Origin of the sequence: Corallococcus caeni (genome assembly GCF_036245865.1) — a bacterium.
Classification (GTDB): Bacteria; Myxococcota; Myxococcia; order Myxococcales; family Myxococcaceae; genus Corallococcus; species Corallococcus caeni.
Map to the genome: position 1 here is coordinate 1116393 of NZ_BTTW01000001.1, position 23108 is coordinate 1139500.

A 23108-nucleotide genomic window follows, 5' to 3' on the forward strand; every position below is an offset into this window, starting at 1 on the left:
CGGACGCAACATCCCCCACCCCCCGTGAGACAATCCGGGGGTTCCAGTTTTGTGCAGAGGGGGAAGTCCGTGTCCGTCCGCATTCCGTCCGCTGGTGTCCCGCAGACGCGCCTGCCCGAGTCGCAGCCCGTCGCGCCGCGCGCGCCCATCAGTCCTTCCCTGGGCTACGCGACCAACGACACCTTCCAGGCGGACGCCGGCGGGATTGGCCGCCGCGGCCGCACCCAGCGCACGGCGCCGCCCCCCGCCACGCAGCCGGCCGCGCCCGCCGCCAACTCGCGCGCGGAGCCGCTGCAGCCGGAGACGAACACCGCCCTCCAGGCCCGCCTCGCCGCGATGCCGGCGCCCGAGCGCGAGCGCGCCACGCAGTTCCTCAACCAGCACGTCCTCAACACGCCCAACGCGGACCGCGCCACGCGCACGTACCTGGACCTGTCCGCGATGCAGGCCGCGCGTCCGGCCCGGCTGAGCATGGACACGGTGGAGACGCTGACGCGCGGCGTGGCGGAGCCTCGCGGCACCGGCGCCGCCGGGCAGGAAGGCATCCTGGGCCCGGCCCAGGCCCGGGCCGCGGCGAGCGCCATCGTGGGCATGACGGGCCAGGACTTCACCGCGCTCCAGGCCACCCTGCGCAACGCGGGCACGCGTGACGGCCAGCCGGTGCCCAACGCGGACGTGCAGACGGAGCGCGCGCTCATCCTCAAGGCCGTGGGGGCACGCAACCAGGAGCTGGCGTCGCCCGGCGTCCTGGACCGCGTGCGCAACGCCTTCGGGGACACGACCCGGGAGATGGACGACGTGGCGCGCTTCGGGCGGGAGATCGCGGGCACGCCGCGCGCCACGCTCCTCACCCAGTCCACCGCCATCGACGTGAACGCGGGCTCGCGCGCGCTCCAGCAGCGCTTCGACGACTCGTGCGCGCCCACCGCGGCGCAGGTGGCCCACGCGGACGCGGACCCCATCTACGCGCGACAGCTCCACCGCGAGCCCATCCACAGCCTGGACGCGAACACGAACATCGGCCGCGAGCAGCGCCGCGTGCTGGAGAACAACGGCGGCATCGCGCGGCCTCGCCAGGGCGGCACGGGCGACAGCCTGGGCGTCTCCCCGGACGCCATGCGGGACATGTTCAACCGGGGCGTCTCCCCCAACAGCAACCGCACCTACGCGACGCAGACCATCGCGGACACGCCCCAGGCCCGTCAGGGCGCGCTGGACCGCGCGGACCGGCTCTTGCGCGACGGCGTGGACGTGCCCTTCGCCGTCCTCTGGAACGGCGGCGGCGGCCACGCGATGGTGATGTCCGACGCGCGCGGCCAGGGCGCCAACCGCGAGTACCTCGTCACCGACCCCATGGACGGCCGGACGGGCTGGGTGCGCGGCAGTGACATCGCGGCCGGCAACACCCGCATCGGCCCGGGCACGGGCCGCCTCGCCTGGACCTTCGAATAACCTCCTGTCCTCGCAGCCTCCCTCCGGGCCCCCTCGCCACGCTTCGTGGCGGGTGTGGGCCCGGAAGCCGTTTCTTCCATCCGTGAGTCCTCCATGCGCGCGCCATCCGTGATGCGTCTCCTCGTGCTGTCCGTGCCCCTCCTCTCCGCGCCCGCGTGGGCCATCGAGCGCTGCTCGTTCCAGGGCAAGCCCATCAACCTGGACAACGGCAACTCGACCGCGAACCTCACCGGCACCGTGCGCTGCGTGGACGAGGACACGAAGAAGGAGACGCACACCGTCGCCTTCAAGAACGGCAAGCAGGACGGCTGGGAGGTGCGCCGCTGGTCCGACGGCCGCGCCGTGGAGCAGGAGTACCAGGCCGGCAAGCGGCACGGCGGCTTCAAGCGCTACGAGGACGGCCGGCTGGTGGAGACCGGGCACTACGTGGACGACAACGCGCAGGGCGAGGAGCTGCGCTACCACCCCAACGGCAAGGTGTCCCGGCGCGTGGACCGGCAGAAGGAGGACGCGAAGAGCACCTTCGCGGACTACGACGAGACCGGGCGGCTCACCAAGGCGGGCTGCGGCCTGCAGTCGTCCTGGGAGGCGGGCCTCAAGGACTGCGTCTGGAAGGGGCCCTCGCCGCTCGTGTTCTTCCACCCGAACGGGCAGAAGCGCGCCGTCATCCCGATGAAGGACGGGCGGCGCGAGGGCGTGACGGAGCTCTTCGACAAGGACGGGCAGCGCACCGCGACGAATGCGTACGCCGCGGGCGTGCTCAACGGCGTGAGCACACGGTACGCCGCCGGGAAGGCCCTCAACTCCACGACCTGGGTCCAGGGCGAGCGGGAGGGCGACGAGACGGAGTTCTTCACCGACGGCGGCAAGAAGCAGGTCGTCACCTGGAAGGGCCGTCAGCAGGTGAAGCGCGTGGAGTACTTCCAGAACGGCGAGCGCAAGCATGAGCTCGTGGTGACGGGCGACCGCGCGGTGGAGTCCTTCTTCGAGGACGACGGCTCGCTGCGCGAGCGGCGGAACCTGCTCAAGGGCGAGTGGAACAACGGCTTCGACCCCGACGGCGTCACGGAGACCTTCCTCCCGGACGGCGGACCGGAGAGCCGCGAGCACTATGTGAAGGGCAAGGCCGAAGGCCGCCGCCAGGTGTGGGCGGAGAACGGCACCCTCATCGAGGACTCGCAGTGGGCGCAGGGCCGCGTCACCGAGCGCAAGCGCTGGGAGCCTGACGGCGGGCTGGTGGAGGACGAGGCCTTCTACGAGGACGGCTCGCGCAAGAAGAAGAAGTAGGCGCGCGAGGGAGCGCCGTCTTGACGGAGGATGGCGGCAATATTACTGCCATCATCCATCATGACCCAGAAGACGGAGCAGAAGCAGAAGTCGCACGACGCCATCCTCGCGTCCGCCGCCACGTTGCTGCTGGAGCGCGGCATCCAGGCCAGCTCCATCATGGACGTGATGAAGGGCGCGGGGCTCACGGTGGGCGGCTTCTACGGCCACTTCGACTCCAAGGAGCACCTCTTCACGGAGACGCTCCGGGGCACCGCCCGCCTGGCGTGGAACGCACTCTTGCGCAAGGCGAAGGAGGACGCGCCGGACGCGCCCGCGCTGAAGGTCCTGCGGGGCTACCTGTCGCGCCAGCACCGCGACGCCGTCACGCCCACGTGTCCCCTGCCCAGCATCACCGCGGAGGTGTCGCGCATGGGGGAGCCCTACCGGGGCGCGCTGGAGGCGGAGCTCCAGGGGTTCGTCCAGTCGTACGCGGAGCTGCTGCCTTCGTCGGGGGCACGGCGCCGGGAGAAGGCGCTGGCCGCCATCGCGCTCATGTACGGGGCGCTGTCGCTGGCGCGCGCCGTGCGCGGCACGAAGCTGGGGGACGAGTTCCTGGACGCGGCGAAGAAGCTGGGCGCGGAGCTGCTCACCGGCGACCGCGCATGAAGAAGCCCGGCCCGCGTCCTTCCGCGGTCCGGGCCTTGAACGGCTCAGCTCACCCGCGCATCAGTCGCGCTGGATGGCGCCCTTCGGGACCAGGATGACGACCTCCTTGCAGTCCGAGTAGATGATGGAGTTCATGTCCTTGTAGTTGTGCGTCGTCTTGCCGCCGTTGCGCACGACGCCCATGTCGTTGCCCTTGGAGCCGCCGCTGTAGTCCCAGCCGTGGCGCGTCTGGAAGATGATGGCGCCGTCCGGCACCTTCCCGTCCGCCACGAGCTTGCGGTACTGGTCCGCGGACACGACGTTCGCGGTCGCGTTGCCGTAGGGGCTCTTGATGGCCTTCTGCGTGGCGCCCGGGAACGGGATGGACTCCCAGCCGTTGCGCAGCATCTGCGCCATGCCGCCGCGGGGGTTGTTCGGGTCGTTGCCCGTCGCCGCCGGCGTGTTGGGGATGCCCAGCCGGCTCATGTTGTCCAGCGTGGTGCGCACGCAGTAGCCCGTCTCGCCGTTGTTCAGGCGCGAGGTGGCCAGCTTCTTCAGCGTGGGGTCGTTGGTGTTGATGCGGACGCCGTTGCCCAGCACCGCGCCGTTGTTGTTCGTGCCCTGGGTGTTGTTCGTCCCGCCGGTGGTGTTCGTGCCGCCCGTGGAGTTCGTGCCACCCGTGCGCTTGCCCTGCAGCGCCTTGAGCGTGTCGGGGCCGACCTGGCCCGCGTTGCTGCCCGCCCTCACGCCGTTCGCCCGCTGGAAGTCCTCCACGGCCTTCTTGGTGACGGGGCCGAACTTGCCGTCCGCCGGGACGCCCAGCATCTCCTGGAGCTGCTTCACCGCCGGGCCCTGCATGCCCTCGCGCAGGTTGTTGCCACGCACCTTCACCTGGTCCATCGAGGGCGCGGCGGTCCACTTCGTCCCCGGCTTCTGGGTGCTCGCGGCGGGCTCGAAGGTGTCGGCGGTCTGCGACGGGCGCGTGGGGGTGTTGGTGTTGGTGTTGGTGGTCGTGTTCGTCGCGGCACCGCCGAAGTGCGGCGCCAGCGCCTGCGCGCGCGCCCACACGTCGTTGGAGTAGTCATTGCCGGTGGTGCCCACGTCCATGCCCGCCTGGGTGCGGACATTGCCGGGGCCGGAGTTGTACGCGGCCACCGCGCCACGAAGCTGCTGCGCCTCGGACCAGTCCGGGTGCGCCTTCTTCATGTCGTTGACGTAGCCCTTGAGGATGCCCGCCGCCTGGTCGATGTGCTCGGCGCTGGTGGGGCCGCCCTTGGTCGTGTGGTAGCGGTGGTCCACCTGCATCACGCCAAAGCCGTTGCCGCCGTCGCCGTGGCCCGTGCGGTCCAACGCCGCGCCCGCGCGCGACTCACGGCTCGCGATGGCCGCCAGCAGCGCCGGAGGCAGGCCGTGCTTCGCCGCCGCCGCCTCGATGTTGCCCTTGAACTTCTGCAGCCGGGCCAGATCCGTCTGCGCCATCTTCGTCGACGCGGCCACGCCGGGCTGCAGGCCGTCCTGCGCCGCCGTGCGCGCGGAAGCGCCCGTGGGCTTGTACTGCGACAGGATGGCGTTGGGGTTCGCGTTGCGGACCGCGCTCGTCGTCACCGCCTGGGAACGGTTCGAGAAGACGGAGTTCGTGCGCGTGGACGTGGTCGCGTTGAGGCTCATGCGGGGATTCCTCGGTAGCGGCTGTGATTCCTGCCCCGATTATCCAGACCCCTCCCCGCGAGTTGCGCGAGATCTGGAAATAAAGATCTCACAGTTTAACCTGTGCGTAATTTTCCGCTCAAACTTGTCTTGGCTATGGGATTGGTCACGATTGGGTGACAAGGACCCGGGGCCCGGAACGCGAACGGGGCCTGTTCCCGTGAAGGAACAGACCCCGTGCGGTGCTACAGGCCTGTGACGCGGCGGACTAGATGCCCGGGATGCCGGGGATGTCGTCCGGGATGAGGCTGCCGAGGAAGTCCTTCACGGTGTTGAAGGCGTCGCCGGCCAGGTCGCCCACCTCGCCGGGCAGGTCCGCCAGCGCCCCGAGCGCGTCCTTGGCGGCATCGATGCCCTTCTTGGCCAGGTCGCCCAGGTGGCCGACGGCGGCCTCCGCCAGCTGGCCGCCCACGCCGGCCAGGTCCTTGAGCGCGTCCACGCCGGCGTCGCCCAGGTCCGCCACGGCGACGAGCAGCTCCTTGCCGCCCTCCGTGAGGTTGTCCTTCCAGGCCTTCGCCACGTTCTTGAAGGACTCCACGCCATCCTTGAGCAGGTCCCTGGCGAAGTCCTTGGCCCACGTCACGCGGTTGTCGACGAAGTCCTTGATGGCGCCGGCCGCCTTGGTGGCCAGCTCGCCGCCCTTGCGGGCCATGTCGGACAGCGCGCCGCCCACCCACTCGCCGGCCTTGGTGAGGGCCTCGCCGGGGTTGTTGGCGATGTACTTGAGCGTCTCCACGGCCTGCTCGCCCGCGTTGGCCAGGCCCTTCACCAGGCCCTCCGCCAGCTCCGCGCCCTTGGCGCCCAGGTCCTTCACGGCGCCCCAGGCCTTCTTCGCCAGCTCGCCGCCCTTGGCCAGGGCGTCACCGATGGCCTCCTTCGCCTTGGCCGCGGCCTCGCCCGGGTTCTGGGCCGTCCAGGCCAGCAGCTCCAGGCCCTTCTCGCCCAGCTCCTTGGCCTTGTTCACCGTGTTGGAGACGAGCGTCGTCGCCCCGTCGATGAGCTCCTTCGCCTTCTCCTTCGCGGCGCCGGTGAGCTTGTCGTAGCCGGCCTTCAGGTCGTTGAGCGTGGAGACGGCCTGCTTGTAGAGCGCCTTGCCCGCGTCCGTGGCCAGGTCCACGCCGGAGTTCACGACGCTCTTGATGCCGTCGAGCGCCTTCTTCGCGGCCTCGCCCGGGTTCTGGGCGATGTACTTGAGCGTCTCCAGGCCCTTCTCACCCAGCTTCTTCGCGCCGTCGATGACGCCGTCGAGGACCTCCTTGGCCTCCTTCGCCAGCTCGCCGCCCTTCTCGATGGCGGTGTTGAAGGCCTCCGTCGCCGCCTTCGCCGCGGCCTCGCCGTACTTGGACGGGTTGCGCACCACGTCCGCCAGCTTGTGGATGACCTTCGCGGCGCCCTTGAGGCCCTCGCCGGCCAGCTCCGCCTGGGACACGCCGACGAACTCGGCGGCCTTCACGGCGCCCTTGGCGGCCTTCTCCACGCCCCACTGGATGAGCTGCGCGGTGCCCTCCGGCCCGTAGTACGCGGCCATGTGCGCCAGGCCCGCGGGGCCCTGCGCGGCGGCGCCCGCCAGGTTGACGGCCTTCATCCAGTCCGGGGCCTTGTAGCCCTTGGGGTCGGCCTCGAACTTCTCCTTCTCCTGGCTGAAGCCGATGTCCATCGCCAGCTCGGCGGCGCCCAGCAGCACGCTGGCGCCCACGTCCGCGGCCACGCCCACACCGGTGAGGTCCAGGGCGATGCCCAGGGCCCCGTCCGCGGTGTTCAGCACCGCGGCGGTGTGCGCGAAGTAGCCCAGGTCGTTGTTCTTGCCGTGCAGGTCCAGCGACTCCTTCTCGTACTTCACCGCGTCGATGGCGTTGGGCAGCGCGCCCGCCACCGGGACGACCTTCGCCAGGTTCTTGAAGACCTTGCCGGCCACGTCGGCGGTGATCTCCACGCCGACCTTGCCCAGCACCTTCTCCATCACCTTGAGGCCCTGGCCCACGAGCTTGCTGCCCGCCTTGTCCAGCAGCGGCCCCAGGCCCTTCACGGTGGTGTTGAGCGCGTCCGCGCCGACGCCGTCGGTGAACTTGAGCAGCGCCTTGAGCGCGCCGGAGTCCATGTCCGTCACGAGCTTGGACAGCACCTTGCCCGCGTCGTCGTCCAGCTTGCCCGCGAGCTTCGCGAACTGCTCGGTCGTCTTCGGATCCGACAGGACCTCGTTGAGGACCTTGTGCTCCATGCCGCCCAGGGCGCTCACGATGCGCTTGCCCGCCGCGGCGTCCGCCTTGCCCAGCTGGCCCACCAGGTTGTCCAGGGCCTTGGGGTCGGTGATGCCCTTGAGCGCGGCCTCCAGCGACTCCGGACCGCCCAGCTTGGTGGCGGCCGCGTCCAGCTTCTTGAGCTGATCCGGCGTGAGCTTGGAGGCGAGCTGCGGATCCAGCCCCTTCACCTTCACGTTGGCCAGCTGCGTGCCCTGCTGGGCCACGTCCGCCGGGTTCTTCACGCCCGCGTTCTTGAGGACGTCCGTGAAGGCCTTGAGGTCCTTCTTGAGGTCAGGCACCTCCGCCAGGAGCTGCGCGGCGGCCAGCGCCTTGTCCTGCGTGGAGGCGTTGGGGTCCGCCAGGGTGATGGCGGAACCCGCGGCGCGCAGCGACCCGTCCAGCTTGCGCAGGTCGTTGGAGAGCGCCGGGAACTTGTCCCCGGCGAAGTCCTTGAGCGCCTTGCCCAGCTCCAGCGTGGCGGTGGCCTTGTCGGTGGCGGAGGCGTTGGGGTCCGTCCACTTGCCGATGGCGCCCACCAGCTTCTCCGCGGCGGGCAGGCCCTTGAGCGCGGTGCCCAGCACGCCCTTCAGGTCCTCCGGCGCGAAGGTGTCGCCGGTGGCCTTCGCCAGGGTGAGGGCGGCCTGCGCCTTGTCGACGGTGCTCGCCTTGGGGTCCGTCAGCTTGCCCAGCGAGGTGAGCGCGTCCGCGTTGGTGGCCAGCTTCGCCAGCTTGTCGTCCTTGACGCCCAGGCGCTCCAGCGCGTTGGGGACCGTCTCCGGGAACTGCGAGGCCAGCTCGCCCAGGGCGGTGGCCTTCTCCGAGAAGGAGCCGGTGCCCAGCTTGTTGAGCGAGTCATAGGCCTTCTGCAGGTCCTCCTTCTTCTTGTCCTTGAGCTCCGGGAAGAGCTTGGGCAGGTCCTCCGCCTTGTCGGGCAGCGCCTCCGCGTGGGGCGGCTTCGGGTCCGCCGCCGGGGCCGCGACGGTCTGCCCCGCCGGGGCGCTCACCGGGCGCGCGTTGCCATTGGCGGTGAGCGGCGTGGCGAACGGCGAGGTGCTCTCCCCCGTCAGCCGGTTCACCCCGTTGCGGTTCTGCGGCCCCCCCGAGGAGAACTGGTCGTTCTGGAACAGCTTCACCGTGGGCTGCTTCGCCTGCGACTGCTGCTGCAGCTTCGCGGCCTGCTCGGCGGCGGCCTTCGCGGCGGCCTCGGCGGCGGCCTTCGCGGCGGCGGCGGCACGGGCAGCGGCTTCCGCGGCGGCGCGCGCGGCGGCCTCGGCGGCGGCGCGGGCAGCGGCGGCGGCGGAACCATCAATCGGGGTAGACATGGGCGAAGCTCCTACCTTTTCAAGAACCGAGAATGTCCCCGGGATTCTCTACATTTCGCGGCGAATGTTGCCTGACTCTCCGCGTTCTCGCGAATCACGGGGGAGGACGCGGCTGGTACGTGATTGCCCCTCACCGGGTTACATGGATCGCCGCCCCGCATGACGCGCAAAGACATAGCGGACACAATGGATGTCCCCCGGGAAGGCCCCCGCGCCCCGTCCGGCTGCGTCATGCCCTGGCGGATGGGCGGAGCATCCACTGGCCCAGCAGGGCGCACCCGGCGGAGCTGACCAGGGTGAGCACCGCCACGGCGGGGAACGAAGCCTCCGCGCCCATGAGCAGCGCCAGGGGAGACCAGCCCACGAGGAAGGACGCCGGGGTGATCAGCAGGGCCCGGGGATCGCGGGGGTCGCGAACCAGGGCCTGGATGGCGCCCAGGGCCAGCCCGGTGACGGCCAGGCCGGTGAGCATCATCAGGGGAAAGCTCCGGCCGAACATCAGCGCGTACACCCCCATGAGGGGAAAGACGTGCACGAGCCCGGGGAGCCAGAGGAGGAAGGCGGTCAGCATCCAGCGGTTCGGCGACGGGGACGGAGACATGGGCCCAATCCATCCCATGTCCCGGCGCCTCGCCACTCCCCGCCAGCGGACACTGTCCGTGGGCCAGGGCCTACGGCTTGGCCTGACAGGCGTTGAGGCCCGGGGTGTGTGCCCATTCCGTCCGGCCGCGAGCCGCGCGGCTTTAGAGGGGCTGGGTGCGCTGGAGCAGCCAGTCGCGTCCGGCGCCCTGGAGGTGGGGCTGGAGCCGCTCGCGCACGGTGGCGTGATAGGCATTGAGCCAGTCCGTCTCCTCCCGCGACAGCAGGGCCGGGTCCACCAGCCGCGTGTCGATGGGACAGAGGCTCAGCGTCTCGAAGCGCAGGAAGTCGCCGAACTCCGTCTTGCGGTCGGGCACCGCGGCGATGAGGTTCTCGATGCGGATGCCCCAGCGGCCCGGGCGGTAGAGGCCGGGCTCGTTGGAGGTGATCATCCCCGGCTCCAGCGCCGTGGTGGGGTCGTTGGGCATCGTTGGGGAGACGCCGTGCGGCCCCTCGTGGACGTTGAGGAAGAAGCCCACGCCGTGGCCCGTGCCGTGGCCGTAGTCCAGCCCCTCCGCCCACAGCGGCGTCCGCGCCAGCGCGTCCAGGTTCGGGGAGCGGGTGCCCCGGGGGAAGCGGGCCCGGGACAGGTTGATCATCCCGCGCAGCACCAGGGTGAAGTCGCGCCGCTGCTCCGCGGTGGTCTCCCCCACGGGCACCACGCGGGTGATGTCGGTGGTGCCGGACGTGTACTGCCCGCCGGAGTCGATGAGCAGCAGGCCCCGCGGCTGCTGCCCCGGCAGGCACACCGTCGCGTGCGAGGCCTGCGTCGCGCGGTAGTGCGGCATCGCGGCGTTCGCGTTGAACGCGGCGATGGTGGAGAAGCTGAGCGACACGAAGCCCGGACGCCTGGCCCGCTCGGCGGAGAGACGCTCGTCGACGGTCAGCTCGGTGATGGGCTCGCGGCCCAGGGCGGACTCGAACCAGGCGAAGAACGCGCACAGCGCGGCCCCGTCCTGCTCCATCGCATTGCGGAAGTGCGCGAGCTCCGCGTCCGTCTTGCGCGACTTGGCCACGGTGGACGGGTTGAGCCCCTCCACCACGCTCACGCCCTTGCCCACTGCCTGCCGCAGCCCGTGGGTGATGCGCCGGGGGTCCACGAGCAGCCGCGTCCCCTCCGGCAGCGCCCCCAGCGCGCGTGACGCCTCGTCGTAGGGGTGGAGGGTGACGCCGTCCGCCTCCAGCTCCGCGCGCAGTGCGTCCGGCACCTTGCCCGCCCCGATGAACAGACGGGCCCCGCCGGGCTCCACCAGCAGGTGCGCCAGGAACACCGGGATGTAGTCCACGTCCGCGCCGCGCAGGTTCGTCAGCCACGCGACGTCATCCAGCGTGGAGATGAAGTGGTGCGTCGCGCCCAGCACGCCCATCTCCGCGCGCACGGCCCGCAGCTTGTCGGTGCGGGGCACCGGGGACAGCGCGTGCGCGTACACGGGCGCGGCGGGCAGGGGCGGCCGGTCCGCCCAGGCCTCCGCCACCACGTCCAGGTCCGTGCGCAGCACCACCCCCGCCGCCGTCAGCTGCGTGGCCGCCGAGCGCGCCAGCCCCAGGCCCAGCACCGCCCCGTCCACCGCCACCACCTGCCCCGGCGGCACGTTCGTGGCCAGCCAGTCCAGGTGCGACTGCCCGGGCGCGTTCGTCGTACGCACCGTCGCGATGCCGCTGCCCTTCAGCTGGGCGTCCGCCTGATCCCAGTAGCGGCTGTCCACCCACAGGCCCGCGTAGTCCGCCGTCACCACCAGCGTGGCCAACGAGCCGGTGAAGCCAGACGCCCACTCGCGTCCCTTCCAGCGGCCCGGCAGGTAGGTGGACAGGTGCGGGTCGCTCGTCGGCACCCAGACCGCCGCCACACCGCGCTCCCGCATCACCTGCCGCAGCCGCGCGATGCGCTCGCGCGCCGCGGCCCCCTGCGTCTGCTCAAGGCCCATGGCTTCCTCCGTCCGTCGTTGCGCCGCCCGCGTCCTCATGCCGGAAACAGCGCGCCTTTTCGAGGCCCTCGCACCCCGGGTGCCCCCCGGATCAAGACTCCCGGGAATGCCGCTGTCGCACTGAAGACGCGGTGCGGCATCCCGTCGCGTCGCGGCTCCGCGATCTGTTGTCCATTGATGGGAAAGCGCCGCGAGCCCCTGGGCCGCTGGCGTGCAGGTGCTTACCAAGCCGGTGGCCGTGGTGAGGAGCACGCGGCCCAGGTCCACCCGTCTCCTGAGCAGGTCTGGTTTTCCACCGTGCGACGCGTTCTCGCCATCCTTCCCTACGTTCCGCTGCCTTCGGATACGGGCGGCACCCTGCGCACGCTCGAGCTGGTGCGTGCGCTTGCCTCGCGCTTCGAGCTGGAAGTGTTCGCGGTGCACCGGACGGGCAACGACGCGGAGGGCTTCAAGCGCTGGCTGGGAGGGCTGGGCGTGCCGGCCTCCAGGCTGCACCTGGTGGACCTGCCGCGCGTGGCGCTCGGGGAGACCTTGAACAGCAGCAGGGCCTTCCTGCGGGGCACGCCGCTCACCTACGTCCGCTTCGCGCGCCAGGGCCTGAGTGACGCCCTTCGCAAGGTGCTGACGGAGCGCGGCCCCTTCGACATCATCCACTTCGACCACCTGCACATGGCGCAGCTGTTGCCGCTGGCGCGGCAGCTCAACCCGGGCGCGCACCTGGTCATCGACGAGCACAACGTGGAGAGCCAGGTGCTCGCGCGCATGGCGCCCCTGAGCGCGCCGCTGCTGCGGCCGTTCCTCAACTGGCAGTTCCAGCGGGTGGAGCGGCTGGAGCGCGAGTGCGTGAGCCAGGCGGACACGGTGCTGGCGTGCTCGGACGTGGATGCCCAGCAGCTTCGCGCCCTGGGAGCGAAGCACGTGCAGGTGGTGCCCAACGGAGTGAAGCTGCCGGACTTCGCGCCCCGGGAGGCCATGGGTGACGACCTGGTCTTCGTGGGCTCCATGGACTGGTGGCCGAACGAGGACGCGGTGTTGCGGCTGGCGCGCGAGGTGTGGCCGCTGGTGTCGTCGGATCTATCGGCGGGCAAGCTGCTGGTGGTGGGCCGCAGCCCGCCCGCGTCCGTGCGCGCACTGGAGAACGAGCGGCTGGTGGTGACGGGCTCGGTGCCGTCGGTGGCGCCGTACCTGGCGCGTGCGCTGGCGACGGCCATTCCCCTGCGCGCGGGCAGCGGGACGCGCCTCAAGGTGCTGGAGGCCGCGGCGGCGGGCGTGCCCGTGGTGGCCACGCGCCTCGCGGTGGAGGGGTTGCCGGTGGTGGAGGGGCAGCATGTCCTCCTCGCGGAGTCGCCCCAGGAGTTCGCCGCCGCGCTGCGCCGGCTGCGCCAGGATCCGGACCTCTGCAGCCGGCTCGCGCAGAACGCCCGCCGCATGGCGGAGTCCTTCGCGTGGGACGGCATCGGGGCAGGCCTGGGCGAGCTCTACCTGAACGCGCCGGTCGTGCGCGGCAACGAGAACAAGCCCTCGGGGTCGGAAGCCAACTGAGCCCATCCCGGGCGAACTGCGGTGGGCCGCGACCGCGCGCCGAAGCCTTCAGCCTCGGCGTCCGTCTCCAAGGCTGAGAAGGCAAGAACCCGCGGCAGGCCGCCCTCCGCGGCGTCCTACGCGAACTGGTCCGACTGTCGGACCAGTTGGGCCCGGCATCGCAGGGGGCCCCGATCCAGCCGGGCCGCAGAAACCTGTCCGACTGTCGGACCAGTTGGACCCGCCATGGCAGGAAGGCCCCCGCTCCAGCCGGGCGGCAGAAACCTGTCCGACTGTCGGACCAGTTGGGCCCGGCATGGCAGGGGTGCCTCCGCTTCAACCTCGCGGCAGAAACCTGTCCGACCACCGGACAGGTTGGATCCACGCCGGACCGGAGCCGGACGACACCGCGCGGCCGTGCAGGAGGCGGTGGACCTTCACCGCAGGCCTGGATCGCCCTACCCGGCCGCTGCCTGGGTGTGAGGCTGATCCACGAGAGCGGGCAGGTAGAGCGATTCGATGTAGCGATTCGCCATCCGCTCCGGTGCGTGGTGGGCCATGACGTACTCCCGCGCGGCCTGCGCCATCCGCGTCCTCCAACCAGGGGCCGCCAGCAGTCCCGCGAGCGCCGAGGCCAGCGTGCCCGCGTCTCCCGGTGGCACCACGAGCCCACGCCCCGTGCCCAGCACGTGGGGAAGTTCGCCGACTCCGGACGCCACCAGCGGCCGCCCCAGCGCCATCGCCTCCAGCGCGACCAGCGGCATGCCTTCCCGCAGGGACGGCATCACCACCGCGTCCGCGGCCGCGTACACGGCGCGGACCTCCGAGCGGAATCCCAGGAAGCGCACCGGCAGTCCCTGCGCCTGCGCCTCCAGCGACTCGCGCAGGGGGCCATCGCCCACCAGCAGCAGCGTGGGCACCGTCGCGCCGGGCGTCCGGGCCAGGCGCTGCATCGCGTCCAGGAGCACCTGGGGCCCCTTCTCCACTGACAGACGCCCCACCAGCGCGATGACGGACCCCTCCGGCGCGAGCCCCAATGCCTCGCGGGCCTGGAGCCGCTCCTCCTCCGTGCACGCATCCGCGAGCGGCAGCGCGTTGGGGATGTAGACCACCGGCGAGCGGTGGACATAGCGGCGCAGGCGCGCGGTCAATTCGCGCGACACCGCCGCCACCGCGCTCGTGCAATTGCCCAGCACGCGCGCCAGCCCCTCGTAGGCGATCAGCGCGGGCGTGGCGCCGGTGTCCCCATGGTACGTGGCCACCAACGGCACTCCGGCGAGCGCGCTCGCGGCGGCGCCCAGCGTGAGCGACTTGTAATCATGCGCGTGCAGCAGCCCCACGCCCCGTCGGCGGACCTCCGAGGCGAGCGTGGCCACGGCCATCGCGCTGAAGCGGCCGGGCACCTCCAGCGTCAGCGCGTCCAACCCCTGCTCTCGCGCCGCGCCCGAGAGCACGTCCACCCGTCCGGGCGAAACGAGGCTGCACACCTGCGCCCGCCACGGCGACGGCGTGGACGCGGCCAGCGACAGCAACGCCCGCTCCGCGCCGTACAGGCCGCAGGTGCTGCGCACATGGAGGATGGTGGAGTGCGGCACCCGTCGTTCTCCCGTGCCGCTCACGCCTGGGCGCGAGCCGCGGCACCCCGGTAGAGCCTCGCGTACGTGTCCACCATCGTGGACAGCGAGTAGCGCTGCACCTCGCGCTTCGCGGCCTCACCCAGGCGCGAGCAGAGGTCCGCGTCGTGGGCCAGGCGCTTCACCGCGCCAGCGAGCGCATCCACGTCCCCGGACGGCACCAGGAGCGCCGTCTCACCATCGCGGTGCACCTCGCGGATGGCCGGGATGGCGTGCGACACCGTGGGCAGCCCCACCGCCATCGCCTCCAGCAGCGACAGAGAGCGGCCCTCGCGGCGGGACGGCTGCACGTAGACGTCGAACGCGGGCAAGAGCTTGCTCGCCTCCAGCAGCGCGCCCGTGAAGTGCACCCGTCCGGCCAGCGGGGACGCGGCGGCACGAGCGCGCAGCGTGGCCTCCATGGGGCCCGGGCCAATCATCACCAGGTGCGTGTCCTTCGCGTCCGCGAAGTGGCGCAGGAAGGCGTCCACCAGCAGGTCCGGGCCTTTCTCCTCGGAGAGGCGGCCCAGGTAGCCCACCACCGTGGCGTCCTGCGGAAGACCCAGGCGCTCACGCGCGGCCCTGCGGGCTTCCTCGCCCGTGGCGACCTCCAGCGGCACGCCGTTCTCGATGGTGACCACGTTCGACAGCAGCTTCGGGCTCCAGCGCTCCAGGCTGGCGCGCACTTCGCTGCCGCATGCGACCAGGGACTGGGTGAACATGGCGGCGGCCATGGCCGCGGGGCGCAGCTTGCCCTGCGGCTCGACCGTCTGGTGGAAGGTGCCCAGGACGGGCGTGCGCGGACGCAGCGTCCGGGTGGCGACGGCGTTGAGCCAGGGCCCCACGTCGTGGCCGTGGACCACGTCGGCGCCAAAGGCGTCCACCTCCTGGGCCAGCCGGCGGATGGCCGTGGGCGTCATGCCGGCCAGGCCTCCCAGCCACACCGTGGGGACGTTGACGCGCTGGAGCAGCTCGCGCACCGGACCGTCCGGCCCCAGGGCCAGCACCACGGATTCGATGCCCCGCTCGCGGCCATGCTGGGACAGCCGGACCACCAGCTGTTCGAGTCCGCCCATCTCCAGGCCATACATCACGTGAGCCACGCGCGTAGGCCGCGCCGTCGGGTGCAGTTCGTTCGTCATGGACGCGGGCAAGCTAGGCACGCACCCCAGGCCCACAACCCCCCGCGGGCGGTCCCCGTCCCGGCGGATGTCAGACAGTGGAAAGGTCCTTCGCGGAGGGTGGAGGCGTGCCCGTGCCCCGAGGGAGTCCGGCCCGTTTGCACGCGGCCTCTGTCCTGCCGGAGACTCGTGTGCATCCGACGCCTACAGGCCCCAATTGGGGTCCCCACCGGAGCCCCGTTTGGGAATCCCCGATCACGACTTCCAGTTGCTCACCACCTGCGGTGATTCCTCGGAGGCCGCGCTCCTGCGGGGCATGCTCGAAGCGAACGGCATCCCGTGCATCGTCCAGGGCGAGCAGCACCGGTCCATGTTGGGCGTGGCCGGGGCCTACATCGAGGTGCGGGTGCTGGTCCCGTCCGACGAGATGGAGCGCGCCCGGGAGCTGCTCAAGAGCGTGCCGCAGGAGGAACCGCCCGGGAACGGCATCGCCGTGACGCTTGAGCCCAACACTGAGGGAGCCCACTGCGCGGTGCACGGCCAGCACGCCACGCAGGCCTGCAAGCGGTGCGGCAACTTCCTGTGCGAGCGCTGCGATGGAGCCAATGCCGGCCTCTGTGAGGACTGCGCCGACCTCAAGGATTCGGACGCCCAGGTTCAGCGCGGTCGGAAGCGCAGGGTCGTCGCGTGGTTGATCCTGCTCTCCATGTTCGGACCGCTCCTGCTGATCATCCTGTCGAACCTCCTGTTCGCGCTGCTGCATTGAAGCAGTCCTGCCCCGGCGGGCACCCCCACCGCCAGGGACGTGGCAGCCTTCCGGGAATGAAGCCCCGCCGAGCCCTCCTGCCCGCCCTCCTCGCCGCGGTCCTGACCACCGCGTGCGCCTCCGTGTCCCGCCCTCCCGTGGAGCTGGCCACCCCGACGCGGACAGGCGCTCCCGCGAACGGCCTGCCCTACCGCCTCTTCGTCTCCGGACAGGCCTCACCGGAACACCCGCATCGCCTGGTGATGTGGCTGCATCCGACGGGCACGGATGGCCTGACGCTGGTGGAGCCGCTGGCCGACGCCCTGGCTGCTCAGGGCTTCGCGCTGCTGACGTTCCCTCGCGAGCACGCGGAGGGCTGGAGTGGCGCGGATGCCAACCGGATGATGCTCGGCACGCTGCCGGAGGTGGCGCGTGTCCCCGGCGTGGATGCGGAACGGCCGGTGCTGCTGGGCTTCAGCGCGGGCGCGCAGATGGCGCTCGAGCTGTGGGCGGCGCGCCCCGAAGCCTTCCGGGCGTTGGTCCTGGTCGCTGGCGCCCCACGCCTGTCGCGCGGCGATGAACACACCCCGCCCCGGACCTCCGCGCACGCACGAGTCCCCATCCTGTCGCTCATCGGCGAGACGGATGGCAGCGCACCCCTGTGGCGAACGGCGCGCGAAGCCTGGCGTACGGCCGGACTGAGACTGGACGTGCGTGAGCTGCCCGGCCAAGGCCATACATGGTTGCTGGCCCTCCCGTCGGAACAAACGGCGCTGTTTCAATTCCTGGCGGAATTGTCCCGAGCGCCCTGACCTTTGCCCTCAGTCACGCGAGAAATATCAACCACCCCTGAAAAGCTTGAATTCCTTGTTGACGACATGCGAAGCCCCCGCCGGGTTTCACAGACAAGGGAGTTCGACGTGCTTCGAAGTGCATCACGATGGGTCGCGACGTTCGTATTGGGTTTCACCTGTATCCAGACGGGCTGTGCTCCCGCGGAACCGCCCACTCCGGAGACACCGGAGGCCACGGCGGCCGCGCAGCCGCTGCTGACCGGTGAGCGGTCGCTCCTGGGCACCACCGCGCTTCCGGCCGTGGCGGCCGCGGATGACAGCGGCGCGGTGGAGCTGGGGGTGCGCTTCCGCAGCGACGCGCCGGGGCGGATCATGGGCGTGCGCTTCTACAAGGGCGCGGGCAACACGGGCACGCACACCGGCAGCCTGTGGACGGCGTCCGGTGCGCTGCTGGCCACCGTCACCTTCCAGAACGAGACGGCCTCCGGCTGGCAGGAGGCTCGCTTCACCACGCCGGTCACCATCGCGGCCGACACGAACTACGTCGTCTCGTATTACGCGCCCGCCGGTCACTACGCGGTGACGGGCAACGGCTTCGCGGCCGCGCTGGATGCGCCGCCCCTGCACGCCGAGGCGGTTACCAACGGCCTCTACCGCTATGGCAGCACCAGCGGCTTCCCGACCAACACGTTCAACGCGAGCAACTACTGGGTGGACGTGGCCTTCCAGCCCAACGACGTCACGCCCCCGCGCGCGCCCACCAACGTCACCGCCCTGCCCAACTCGCCCACCGCCATCGACCTGACGTGGTACGCGTCCGTGGACGGCAGCGGCGAGACGCAGGGCAATGCCCGCTGGCACCTGGTGTACCGGGGCAGCCAGCTCATCGCGGAGCTGCCCGGCACCACCGTGCGCTACCGCGACACCGGCCTGACGCCCTCCACCGCGTACACGTACACCGTGCGCGGCCGTGACGCCGCCGGCAACGTCAGCGTGGCCTCCACGGCCGTCACCGCCACCACGCTCGCCAACACCACCTGCAACCCGTGCAGCCTGTGGAACAGCGTGACGGGCGACCCGCAGTACGAGAACGCCGACGCCACCCCCACGGAGGTCGGCGTGAAGTTCCGCACCGACGTGGCGGGCACGGTGACCCAGGTCCGCTACTACAAGGGCAGCACCGACACCGGCCCGCACGTGGGCCACCTGTGGAGCGCCACCGGCACGCTGCTGGCCACCACGGAGACGACGCCCGCCGAGACGGGCTTCGGCTGGCGCGAGCTGTCCTTCGCCACGCCGGTGAGCCTGGCCGCGAACACGACCTACGTCGTGTCGTACTTCGCCACCGGCGGTCGCTACGCCATCACCCCGTACTACTTCAACACCGCGGGCGTGGACGTGCCCCCGCTGCACGCCCCCTCCACGGTGGAGGCCAGCGGCAACGGCGTGCGCAACCTCAACGGCAGCGCGTTCCCCACGGAGGCGTGGCTCAACACCAACTTCTGGGTGGACGTGACGTTCGTCCCCTCGACGCCCGGCGGCCCCGCGACGGCGGACCTGAGCGTGACGCAGGCGTTCCCGGATGGCACGGGCGCCAACGGCGACGTCCTCTTCTACGACATCACCGTGACGAACCAGGGCACGACGACCGCCACCGACGTCGTGCTCGACGTCCCCGTGCCCACCGGCCTGAGCTACTTCTTCTATTCGGCGAACGCGCCGGGGAGCCCCGGCGGGAGCTGCTCGTTCTTCAGCGACCTGCAATGCACCACCCCCAGCCTGGCGCCGGGCGCGAGCTTCACCATCAACGTCCAGGCCATCCCGTTCAGCGCCGGGACGTTCACCAGCCAGGCCACCGTCGCGTCCTCGCAGACGGACGCCACGCCGGGCAACAACACCCACGCGCTGGCCATCCCGGTGGGCCCGTCCACCAACCTCGTCACCTTCGACACGTTCCCCGGCCAGGACGAGACGTTCAACGGCCCGCACGGCCCCATCCACTTCGGCCTCGATCGCTGGTACATCGCGTCGCCCTGGGGCGGGTTCGACACGAAGAGCGTGTCGTTCAACGGCGGCGGCCTCACCCAGGCCAGCCTGTCCATCTTCGGCCAGCGGCGCGTCCTGGGCCTGGAGGCCTTCACGTGGGACAGCGGCGCCACGCTCACGCTGAGCTGCATCGACCTGCCCACCCTCACCTTCCCCCTGACGGCGGGACAGGTGACGCACGTGGTGCCGAGCTGGACGGCGCCCTGCACGGTCTTCACCCTGACGACGTCCAACGGGTGGGACACGAACTTCGACAACCTGGAGCTGTCGCCGCGCCCCTGAGCGCGTGACGGAAAGGGCGGGCGGGCATGCTTCACGGATGCCCGCCACGCCCCGAAGCTCGGGACTACGACGGCCGGTCACCCGCGCACGCGGCGGCACGCGAGCGCAGCAGCGCCTGCTCCTTCGCGTTGCGCGTGAGCGACGCGGCCCGTTCGAACTCCGCCCGGGCCTCCTTCAGACGCCCCAGCTTCTGGAGCAGGTCGCCGCGCACGGCGGGCAGCAGGTGGTAGTGCTTGAGCGACGGCTCGGCCACGAGCTGCTCCACCAGCTCCAACCCCACCGCGGGACCAAACGCCATGGACAGGGCGACGGCGCGGTTCAACTCCACCACCGGTGACGGCGTGAGCCGCGCGAGCACCGCGTAGAGCGCCGCGATGCGCTGCCAGTCCGTCTCCTCCGGCGTGCGCGCCCGCGCGTGGCACGCGGCGATGGAGGCCTGCAACACGTAGGGCCCCGGCGCCCCCGCCTTCTCCGCGCGCTCCAGCGCGGCGAGCCCGCGGCGGATGAGGAGCTGATCCCACAGCGCGCGGTTCTGCTCCAGCAGCAGCACGGGCTCGCCCGACGGCCCCACCCGCGCCCGGGCCCGCGACGCTTGAATCTCCATCAGCGCCACCAGCCCGTGCACCTCCGGCTCCCCGGGCGCCAGCTCCGCCAGGATGCGGCCCAGGCGCAGCGCGTCCTGGCAGAGCTCCGGACGCATCCAGCCGTCACCCGCCGTCGCGGCGTAGCCCTCGTTGAAGATGAGGTAGACGACCTCCAGCACCGACGCGAGCCGCGTCGCCAGCTCCTCGCCCCGGGGGACCTCGAAGGGGACGCCCTTCTCCGCCAGCGTGCGCTTGGCCCGCACGATGCGTTGGGCCACCGTGGGCTCCGGCACCAGGAACGCGCGGGCGATCTCATCCGTCGTCAGACCGCCCAGCAGCCGCAGCGTGAGCGCCACGCGCGCCTCCGGGGACAGGACCGGGTGGCAGGACGTGAAGATGAGGCGCAAGAGGTCGTCGCCGACGTCGTCGTCCAGGGCCGCGTCCAGGTCTGGCACCTCCGCCTCCTCCAGTCCGTGCCCCAGCTCCTCGTGCTTGCGCGCGAGCAGCTTGTGCCGGCGCATCTCGTCGATGGCGCGGCGCTTCGCGGTGGCCATGAGCCACGCGCCCGGATTCTCCGGCACGCCCGACACCGGCCACTTCTCCAACGCCGCCACCAGCGCGTCCTGCGCCAGCTCCTCCGCCTGCCCCACGTCGCGCACCATGCGCGCAAGCCCGGCGATGAGCCGGGCGGACTCGATTCTCCACACCGCGTGCACCGCGGCCTGCGCCTTGGAAACCGTCACGGCGCGGACTCAATCAAATGCACGTCGAATGGGCGCCCCGGAAATCGACACGGGGTGCGATTTCCCGCACAACGACCCGGCCCCGGGCCTCCCCTTCCGGAAGGAAGCCCGGGGCCGTCACCTCACGCCCGCGCCTCGGCGTGGGAGGCGCTGGCGGACTCCGGCACCGGCTCGTAGGCCCCCAGGCGCATGCTGGCCTGGGCGCGTCCCTGCGTGCGGCCGCGCAGCGCCGTCACGTAGCCGAACAGGCGCGCCATGGGCACACGCGCGGACACGCACCGCGCCGTCCCCTTCGCCTCCATCCCCAGCACCCGTCCCCGCCGCGACGCCAGGTCGCCCAGCACGTCGCCCAGGAACTCCTCCGGCGTCACCACCTCCACCTCCATCACCGGCTCCAGCCCCTGCACGCCCACGCGCCGGGCGGCCTCCTGGAGCGCCAGCGAGCCCGCCACCGCGAACGCCTGCGGCGTGCTGTCCTTCACGTGCGTGTCCCCATCCACCAGCCGCACCTCCACGTCCACCAGCGGCACGCCCTCACGCACGCCGCGCGCCATGGCGCCGGCCACGCCCTTTTCAATCGCGGGCACCAGCTCGCGGGGGATGGTGCCGCCCTTCGTGGCGTCCACGAAGACGAGCCCCGCCCCTCGCGGCGCCGGCCCCACGTCCAGCACCACGCGCGCGTACTGTCCGGGCCCGCCGGACTGGCGGACGTGGCGGTACTCCTGGCGCACCGCGCCCCGCAGCGTGTCGCGGTACGCCACCTTGGGCTGTCCCACGCGCGCCTCCACGCCGAACTCCGTCCTCAACCGGTCCACGACCACCTCCAGGTGCAGCTCACCCATGCCGGACAGCAGCACCTGGCCGCTCTCCGCATCCACGCCCAGGCGCAGCGACGGGTCCTCCGCCGCCAGCCGTTGCAGGCCCTCTTCCAGCTTCGGCAGCTCCGCGGGGGAGCGCGCCTCCACGGCGAGCTGCACCACGGGCTCCATCACGTTCAACGCCTCCAGCACCACCGGCGCGTCCGGGTCGCACAGCGTGTCGCCCGTGCGAACGCCCTTGAGCCCCTGCGCCGCGCACAGGTCGCCCGCGTGCACCTCCGCCACCTCCTCGCGGCGGTTGGCGTGCATGAACATCAGGCGCCCCACCCGCTCACGCCGTCCGGTGACGGGGTTGAGCAGGACGGTGCCCGCGCGCAGCGTGCCGGAGTACACCCGCAGGAACACGATGCCGCCCACGGCCTTGTCGCTCATCAACTTGAACGCCAGGGCCGCTGGCGGACCGGAGTCCGACACGGGACGGCTGACGCGCTCGCCGGTGCCGGGCGCAAAGCCCTCCACCACGGCCACGTCCGCGGGTGACGGCAGGTAGCTGACGACCGCATCCAGGAGCATCTGCACTCCCTTCTTCTTGAAGGCCGACCCGCACAGCACCGGCACCAGTGTCCGCGCGAGGGTGCCCGAGCGCAGCGCGCGCTCCAGGTCCTCCACGGTGATGTCCTCCACCCGCCCGTCCACGAACTTCTCCAGCACGCCCTCGTCCACGTCCGCGCAGACTTCAATCAGGCGCATGCGGTACGGCAGCACCGCCTCCAACAGTTCCGGAGGCACGGGCGCGTCGTCGTCGAAGCCACCGTCATCGCCCTGGAAGCGCACCATCCGCATGCGCACCAGGTCCACGAGCCCCTGGAAGTCCGCGCCGGCGCCCACGGGCCACTGCACGGCCACCGGGCGCACGCCCAGCCGGTCCACCATGGACTGCACGCTCGCGGAGAAGTCCGCGCCCACCTTGTCCATCTTGTTGATGAACGCGATGCGCGGCACGCCGTAGCGGTCCGCCTGACGCCACACCGTCTCCGACTGCGGCTCCACGCCCTGGCTGGCGTCGAACACCGCCACCGCGCCGTCCAGCACGCGCAGCGAGCGCTCCACCTCGATGGTGAAGTCCACGTGGCCCGGCGTGTCCAGGATGTTGATGCGGTGGGGCACGCCCGCCTCCCGCCCGTGGCGCGGCTGCCAGAAGGCCGTCGTCGCCGCGGACGTGATGGTGATGCCGCGCTTCTTCTCCTGCTCCATCCAGTCCATCTCCGTGGAGCCCGTGTGCACCTCTCCCGTGGAGTGGATGCGGCCGGTGAAGAAGAGGACGCGCTCGGTGAGCGTCGTCTTGCCCGCGTCGATGTGGGCCATGATGCCGATGTTGCGGTACCGCTCGATGCGCGTGGTGCGAGGCATGGAAGACTCCCGTTCCCGTCCGGGCAGCGAGGCCCGCGGGTGTATTGGATTGAGACGCCGGTTGGATGAGAGGAATCAGCCCGCGGCGGGCCTCAGGGCGCACACGTCCAGGAAGGCACGAGGACGCACGAAGGCACCGCGGGGACTTTTCGGGCGGAGACGGGGCTCACGGCACGCGTGCAACCAGCCACGGCGCGCACCGGAGCAATCCGGTCCGCCTGCTCAAATATCG

At 71.4% G+C, this 23108-nt stretch carries 15 protein-coding genes; 7 read left to right on the top strand and 8 right to left on the bottom strand.

Annotated features, from left to right (window positions below):
* The first annotated feature begins 69 nt into the window (after positions 1-69).
* The 3 genes from AABA78_RS04415 (at position 70) to AABA78_RS04425 (ending at position 3387) form a co-directional block, all read left to right on the top strand.
* Positions 70-1452: a hypothetical protein gene (locus AABA78_RS04415; protein WP_338261772.1), complete on the top strand. Its 1383-nt coding sequence runs from the start codon at positions 70-72 to the stop codon at positions 1450-1452.
* Positions 1453-1545: 93 nt separating this feature from the next.
* On the top strand, positions 1546-2739 hold the full coding sequence (locus AABA78_RS04420) for a toxin-antitoxin system YwqK family antitoxin (protein ID WP_338261773.1): 1194 nt from the start codon (positions 1546-1548) through the stop codon (positions 2737-2739).
* Between the two features lie 60 nt (positions 2740-2799).
* Positions 2800-3387, top strand: a complete 588-nt coding sequence (locus AABA78_RS04425) for a TetR/AcrR family transcriptional regulator (protein ID WP_338261774.1) — start codon at positions 2800-2802, stop codon at positions 3385-3387.
* Positions 3388-3447: 60 nt separating this feature from the next.
* Here the strand turns inward: AABA78_RS04425 and AABA78_RS04430 are convergent, their stop codons facing one another.
* The 4 genes from AABA78_RS04430 to AABA78_RS04445 all read right to left on the bottom strand — a co-directional run bounded on the left by AABA78_RS04430 (position 3448) and on the right by AABA78_RS04445 (position 11199).
* Positions 3448-5034 (bottom strand): peptidoglycan-binding protein, encoded by a 1587-nt coding sequence (locus AABA78_RS04430; protein WP_338261775.1) that lies wholly within the window; start codon positions 5032-5034, stop codon positions 3448-3450.
* Between the two features lie 247 nt (positions 5035-5281).
* The gene (locus tag AABA78_RS04435) at positions 5282-8635 is read right to left on the bottom strand and encodes a Dauer Up-regulated (protein ID WP_338261776.1); all 3354 of its coding nucleotides are present in this window, start codon (positions 8633-8635) and stop codon (positions 5282-5284) included.
* A 229-nt stretch (positions 8636-8864) separates the two neighbouring features.
* Positions 8865-9236: a hypothetical protein gene (locus AABA78_RS04440; RefSeq protein ID WP_338261777.1), complete on the bottom strand. Its 372-nt coding sequence runs from the start codon at positions 9234-9236 to the stop codon at positions 8865-8867.
* 142 nt (positions 9237-9378) lie between these two features.
* Positions 9379-11199 carry an aminopeptidase P family protein gene (locus tag AABA78_RS04445; protein WP_338261778.1) on the bottom strand — a complete coding sequence of 607 codons (1821 nt, stop codon included), beginning with the start codon at positions 11197-11199 and terminating at the stop codon, positions 9379-9381.
* Positions 11200-11496: 297 nt separating this feature from the next.
* On the opposite strand from AABA78_RS04445, the gene AABA78_RS04450 reads away from it, so the two are divergent.
* Positions 11497-12741 (top strand): glycosyltransferase family 4 protein, encoded by a 1245-nt coding sequence (locus tag AABA78_RS04450; protein WP_338261779.1) that lies wholly within the window; start codon positions 11497-11499, stop codon positions 12739-12741.
* A gap of 437 nt (positions 12742-13178) precedes the next feature.
* Here AABA78_RS04450 and AABA78_RS04455 read toward each other — a convergent pair whose 3' ends face one another.
* Positions 13179-14315: a glycosyltransferase family 4 protein gene (locus AABA78_RS04455; RefSeq protein ID WP_338261780.1), complete on the bottom strand. Its 1137-nt coding sequence runs from the start codon at positions 14313-14315 to the stop codon at positions 13179-13181.
* A gap of 20 nt (positions 14316-14335) precedes the next feature.
* Positions 14336-15475 carry a glycosyltransferase family 4 protein gene (locus AABA78_RS04460; RefSeq protein WP_338261781.1) on the bottom strand — a complete coding sequence of 380 codons (1140 nt, stop codon included), beginning with the start codon at positions 15473-15475 and terminating at the stop codon, positions 14336-14338.
* Positions 15476-15695: 220 nt separating this feature from the next.
* Here AABA78_RS04460 and AABA78_RS04465 point away from each other — a divergent pair, with 220 nt between their 5' ends.
* The 3 genes from AABA78_RS04465 (at position 15696) to AABA78_RS04475 (ending at position 19321) form a co-directional block, all read left to right on the top strand.
* Positions 15696-16220 carry a putative signal transducing protein gene (locus AABA78_RS04465; protein ID WP_338261782.1) on the top strand — a complete coding sequence of 175 codons (525 nt, stop codon included), beginning with the start codon at positions 15696-15698 and terminating at the stop codon, positions 16218-16220.
* 56 nt (positions 16221-16276) lie between these two features.
* Positions 16277-17011 carry an alpha/beta hydrolase gene (locus tag AABA78_RS04470; protein ID WP_338261783.1) on the top strand — a complete coding sequence of 245 codons (735 nt, stop codon included), beginning with the start codon at positions 16277-16279 and terminating at the stop codon, positions 17009-17011.
* A 147-nt stretch (positions 17012-17158) separates the two neighbouring features.
* Entirely contained in the window at positions 17159-19321 is a 2163-nt protein-coding gene (locus AABA78_RS04475) for a DUF4082 domain-containing protein (protein WP_338261784.1), read from the top strand.
* A 64-nt stretch (positions 19322-19385) separates the two neighbouring features.
* On the opposite strand, the gene AABA78_RS04480 is transcribed toward AABA78_RS04475, so the two are convergent.
* Positions 19386-20648, bottom strand: a complete 1263-nt coding sequence (locus AABA78_RS04480; RefSeq protein ID WP_338261785.1) for an RNA polymerase sigma factor — start codon at positions 20646-20648, stop codon at positions 19386-19388.
* Positions 20649-20770: 122 nt separating this feature from the next.
* Positions 20771-22876, bottom strand: a complete 2106-nt coding sequence (gene fusA, locus AABA78_RS04485) for an elongation factor G (RefSeq protein WP_338261786.1) — start codon at positions 22874-22876, stop codon at positions 20771-20773.
* Between the last annotated feature and the right edge of the window lie 232 nt (positions 22877-23108).

Excerpts from the sequence above, each read along its gene's own strand:
- AABA78_RS04440 (WP_338261777.1), bottom strand. The coding sequence starts at position 9,236 with ATGTCTCCGTCCCCGTCGCCGAACCGCTGGATGCTGACCGCCTTCCTC.
- AABA78_RS04460 (WP_338261781.1), bottom strand. The coding sequence starts at position 15,475 with ATGACGAACGAACTGCACCCGACGGCGCGGCCTACGCGCGTGGCTCAC.
- AABA78_RS04435 (WP_338261776.1), bottom strand. The coding sequence starts at position 8,635 with ATGTCTACCCCGATTGATGGTTCCGCCGCCGCCGCTGCCCGCGCCGCC.
- fusA (WP_338261786.1), bottom strand. The coding sequence starts at position 22,876 with ATGCCTCGCACCACGCGCATCGAGCGGTACCGCAACATCGGCATCATG.
- AABA78_RS04425 (WP_338261774.1), top strand. The coding sequence starts at position 2,800 with ATGACCCAGAAGACGGAGCAGAAGCAGAAGTCGCACGACGCCATCCTC.
- AABA78_RS04430 (WP_338261775.1), bottom strand. The coding sequence starts at position 5,034 with ATGAGCCTCAACGCGACCACGTCCACGCGCACGAACTCCGTCTTCTCG.
- AABA78_RS04420 (WP_338261773.1), top strand. The coding sequence starts at position 1,546 with ATGCGCGCGCCATCCGTGATGCGTCTCCTCGTGCTGTCCGTGCCCCTC.
- AABA78_RS04445 (WP_338261778.1), bottom strand. The coding sequence starts at position 11,199 with ATGGGCCTTGAGCAGACGCAGGGGGCCGCGGCGCGCGAGCGCATCGCG.
- AABA78_RS04470 (WP_338261783.1), top strand. The coding sequence starts at position 16,277 with ATGAAGCCCCGCCGAGCCCTCCTGCCCGCCCTCCTCGCCGCGGTCCTG.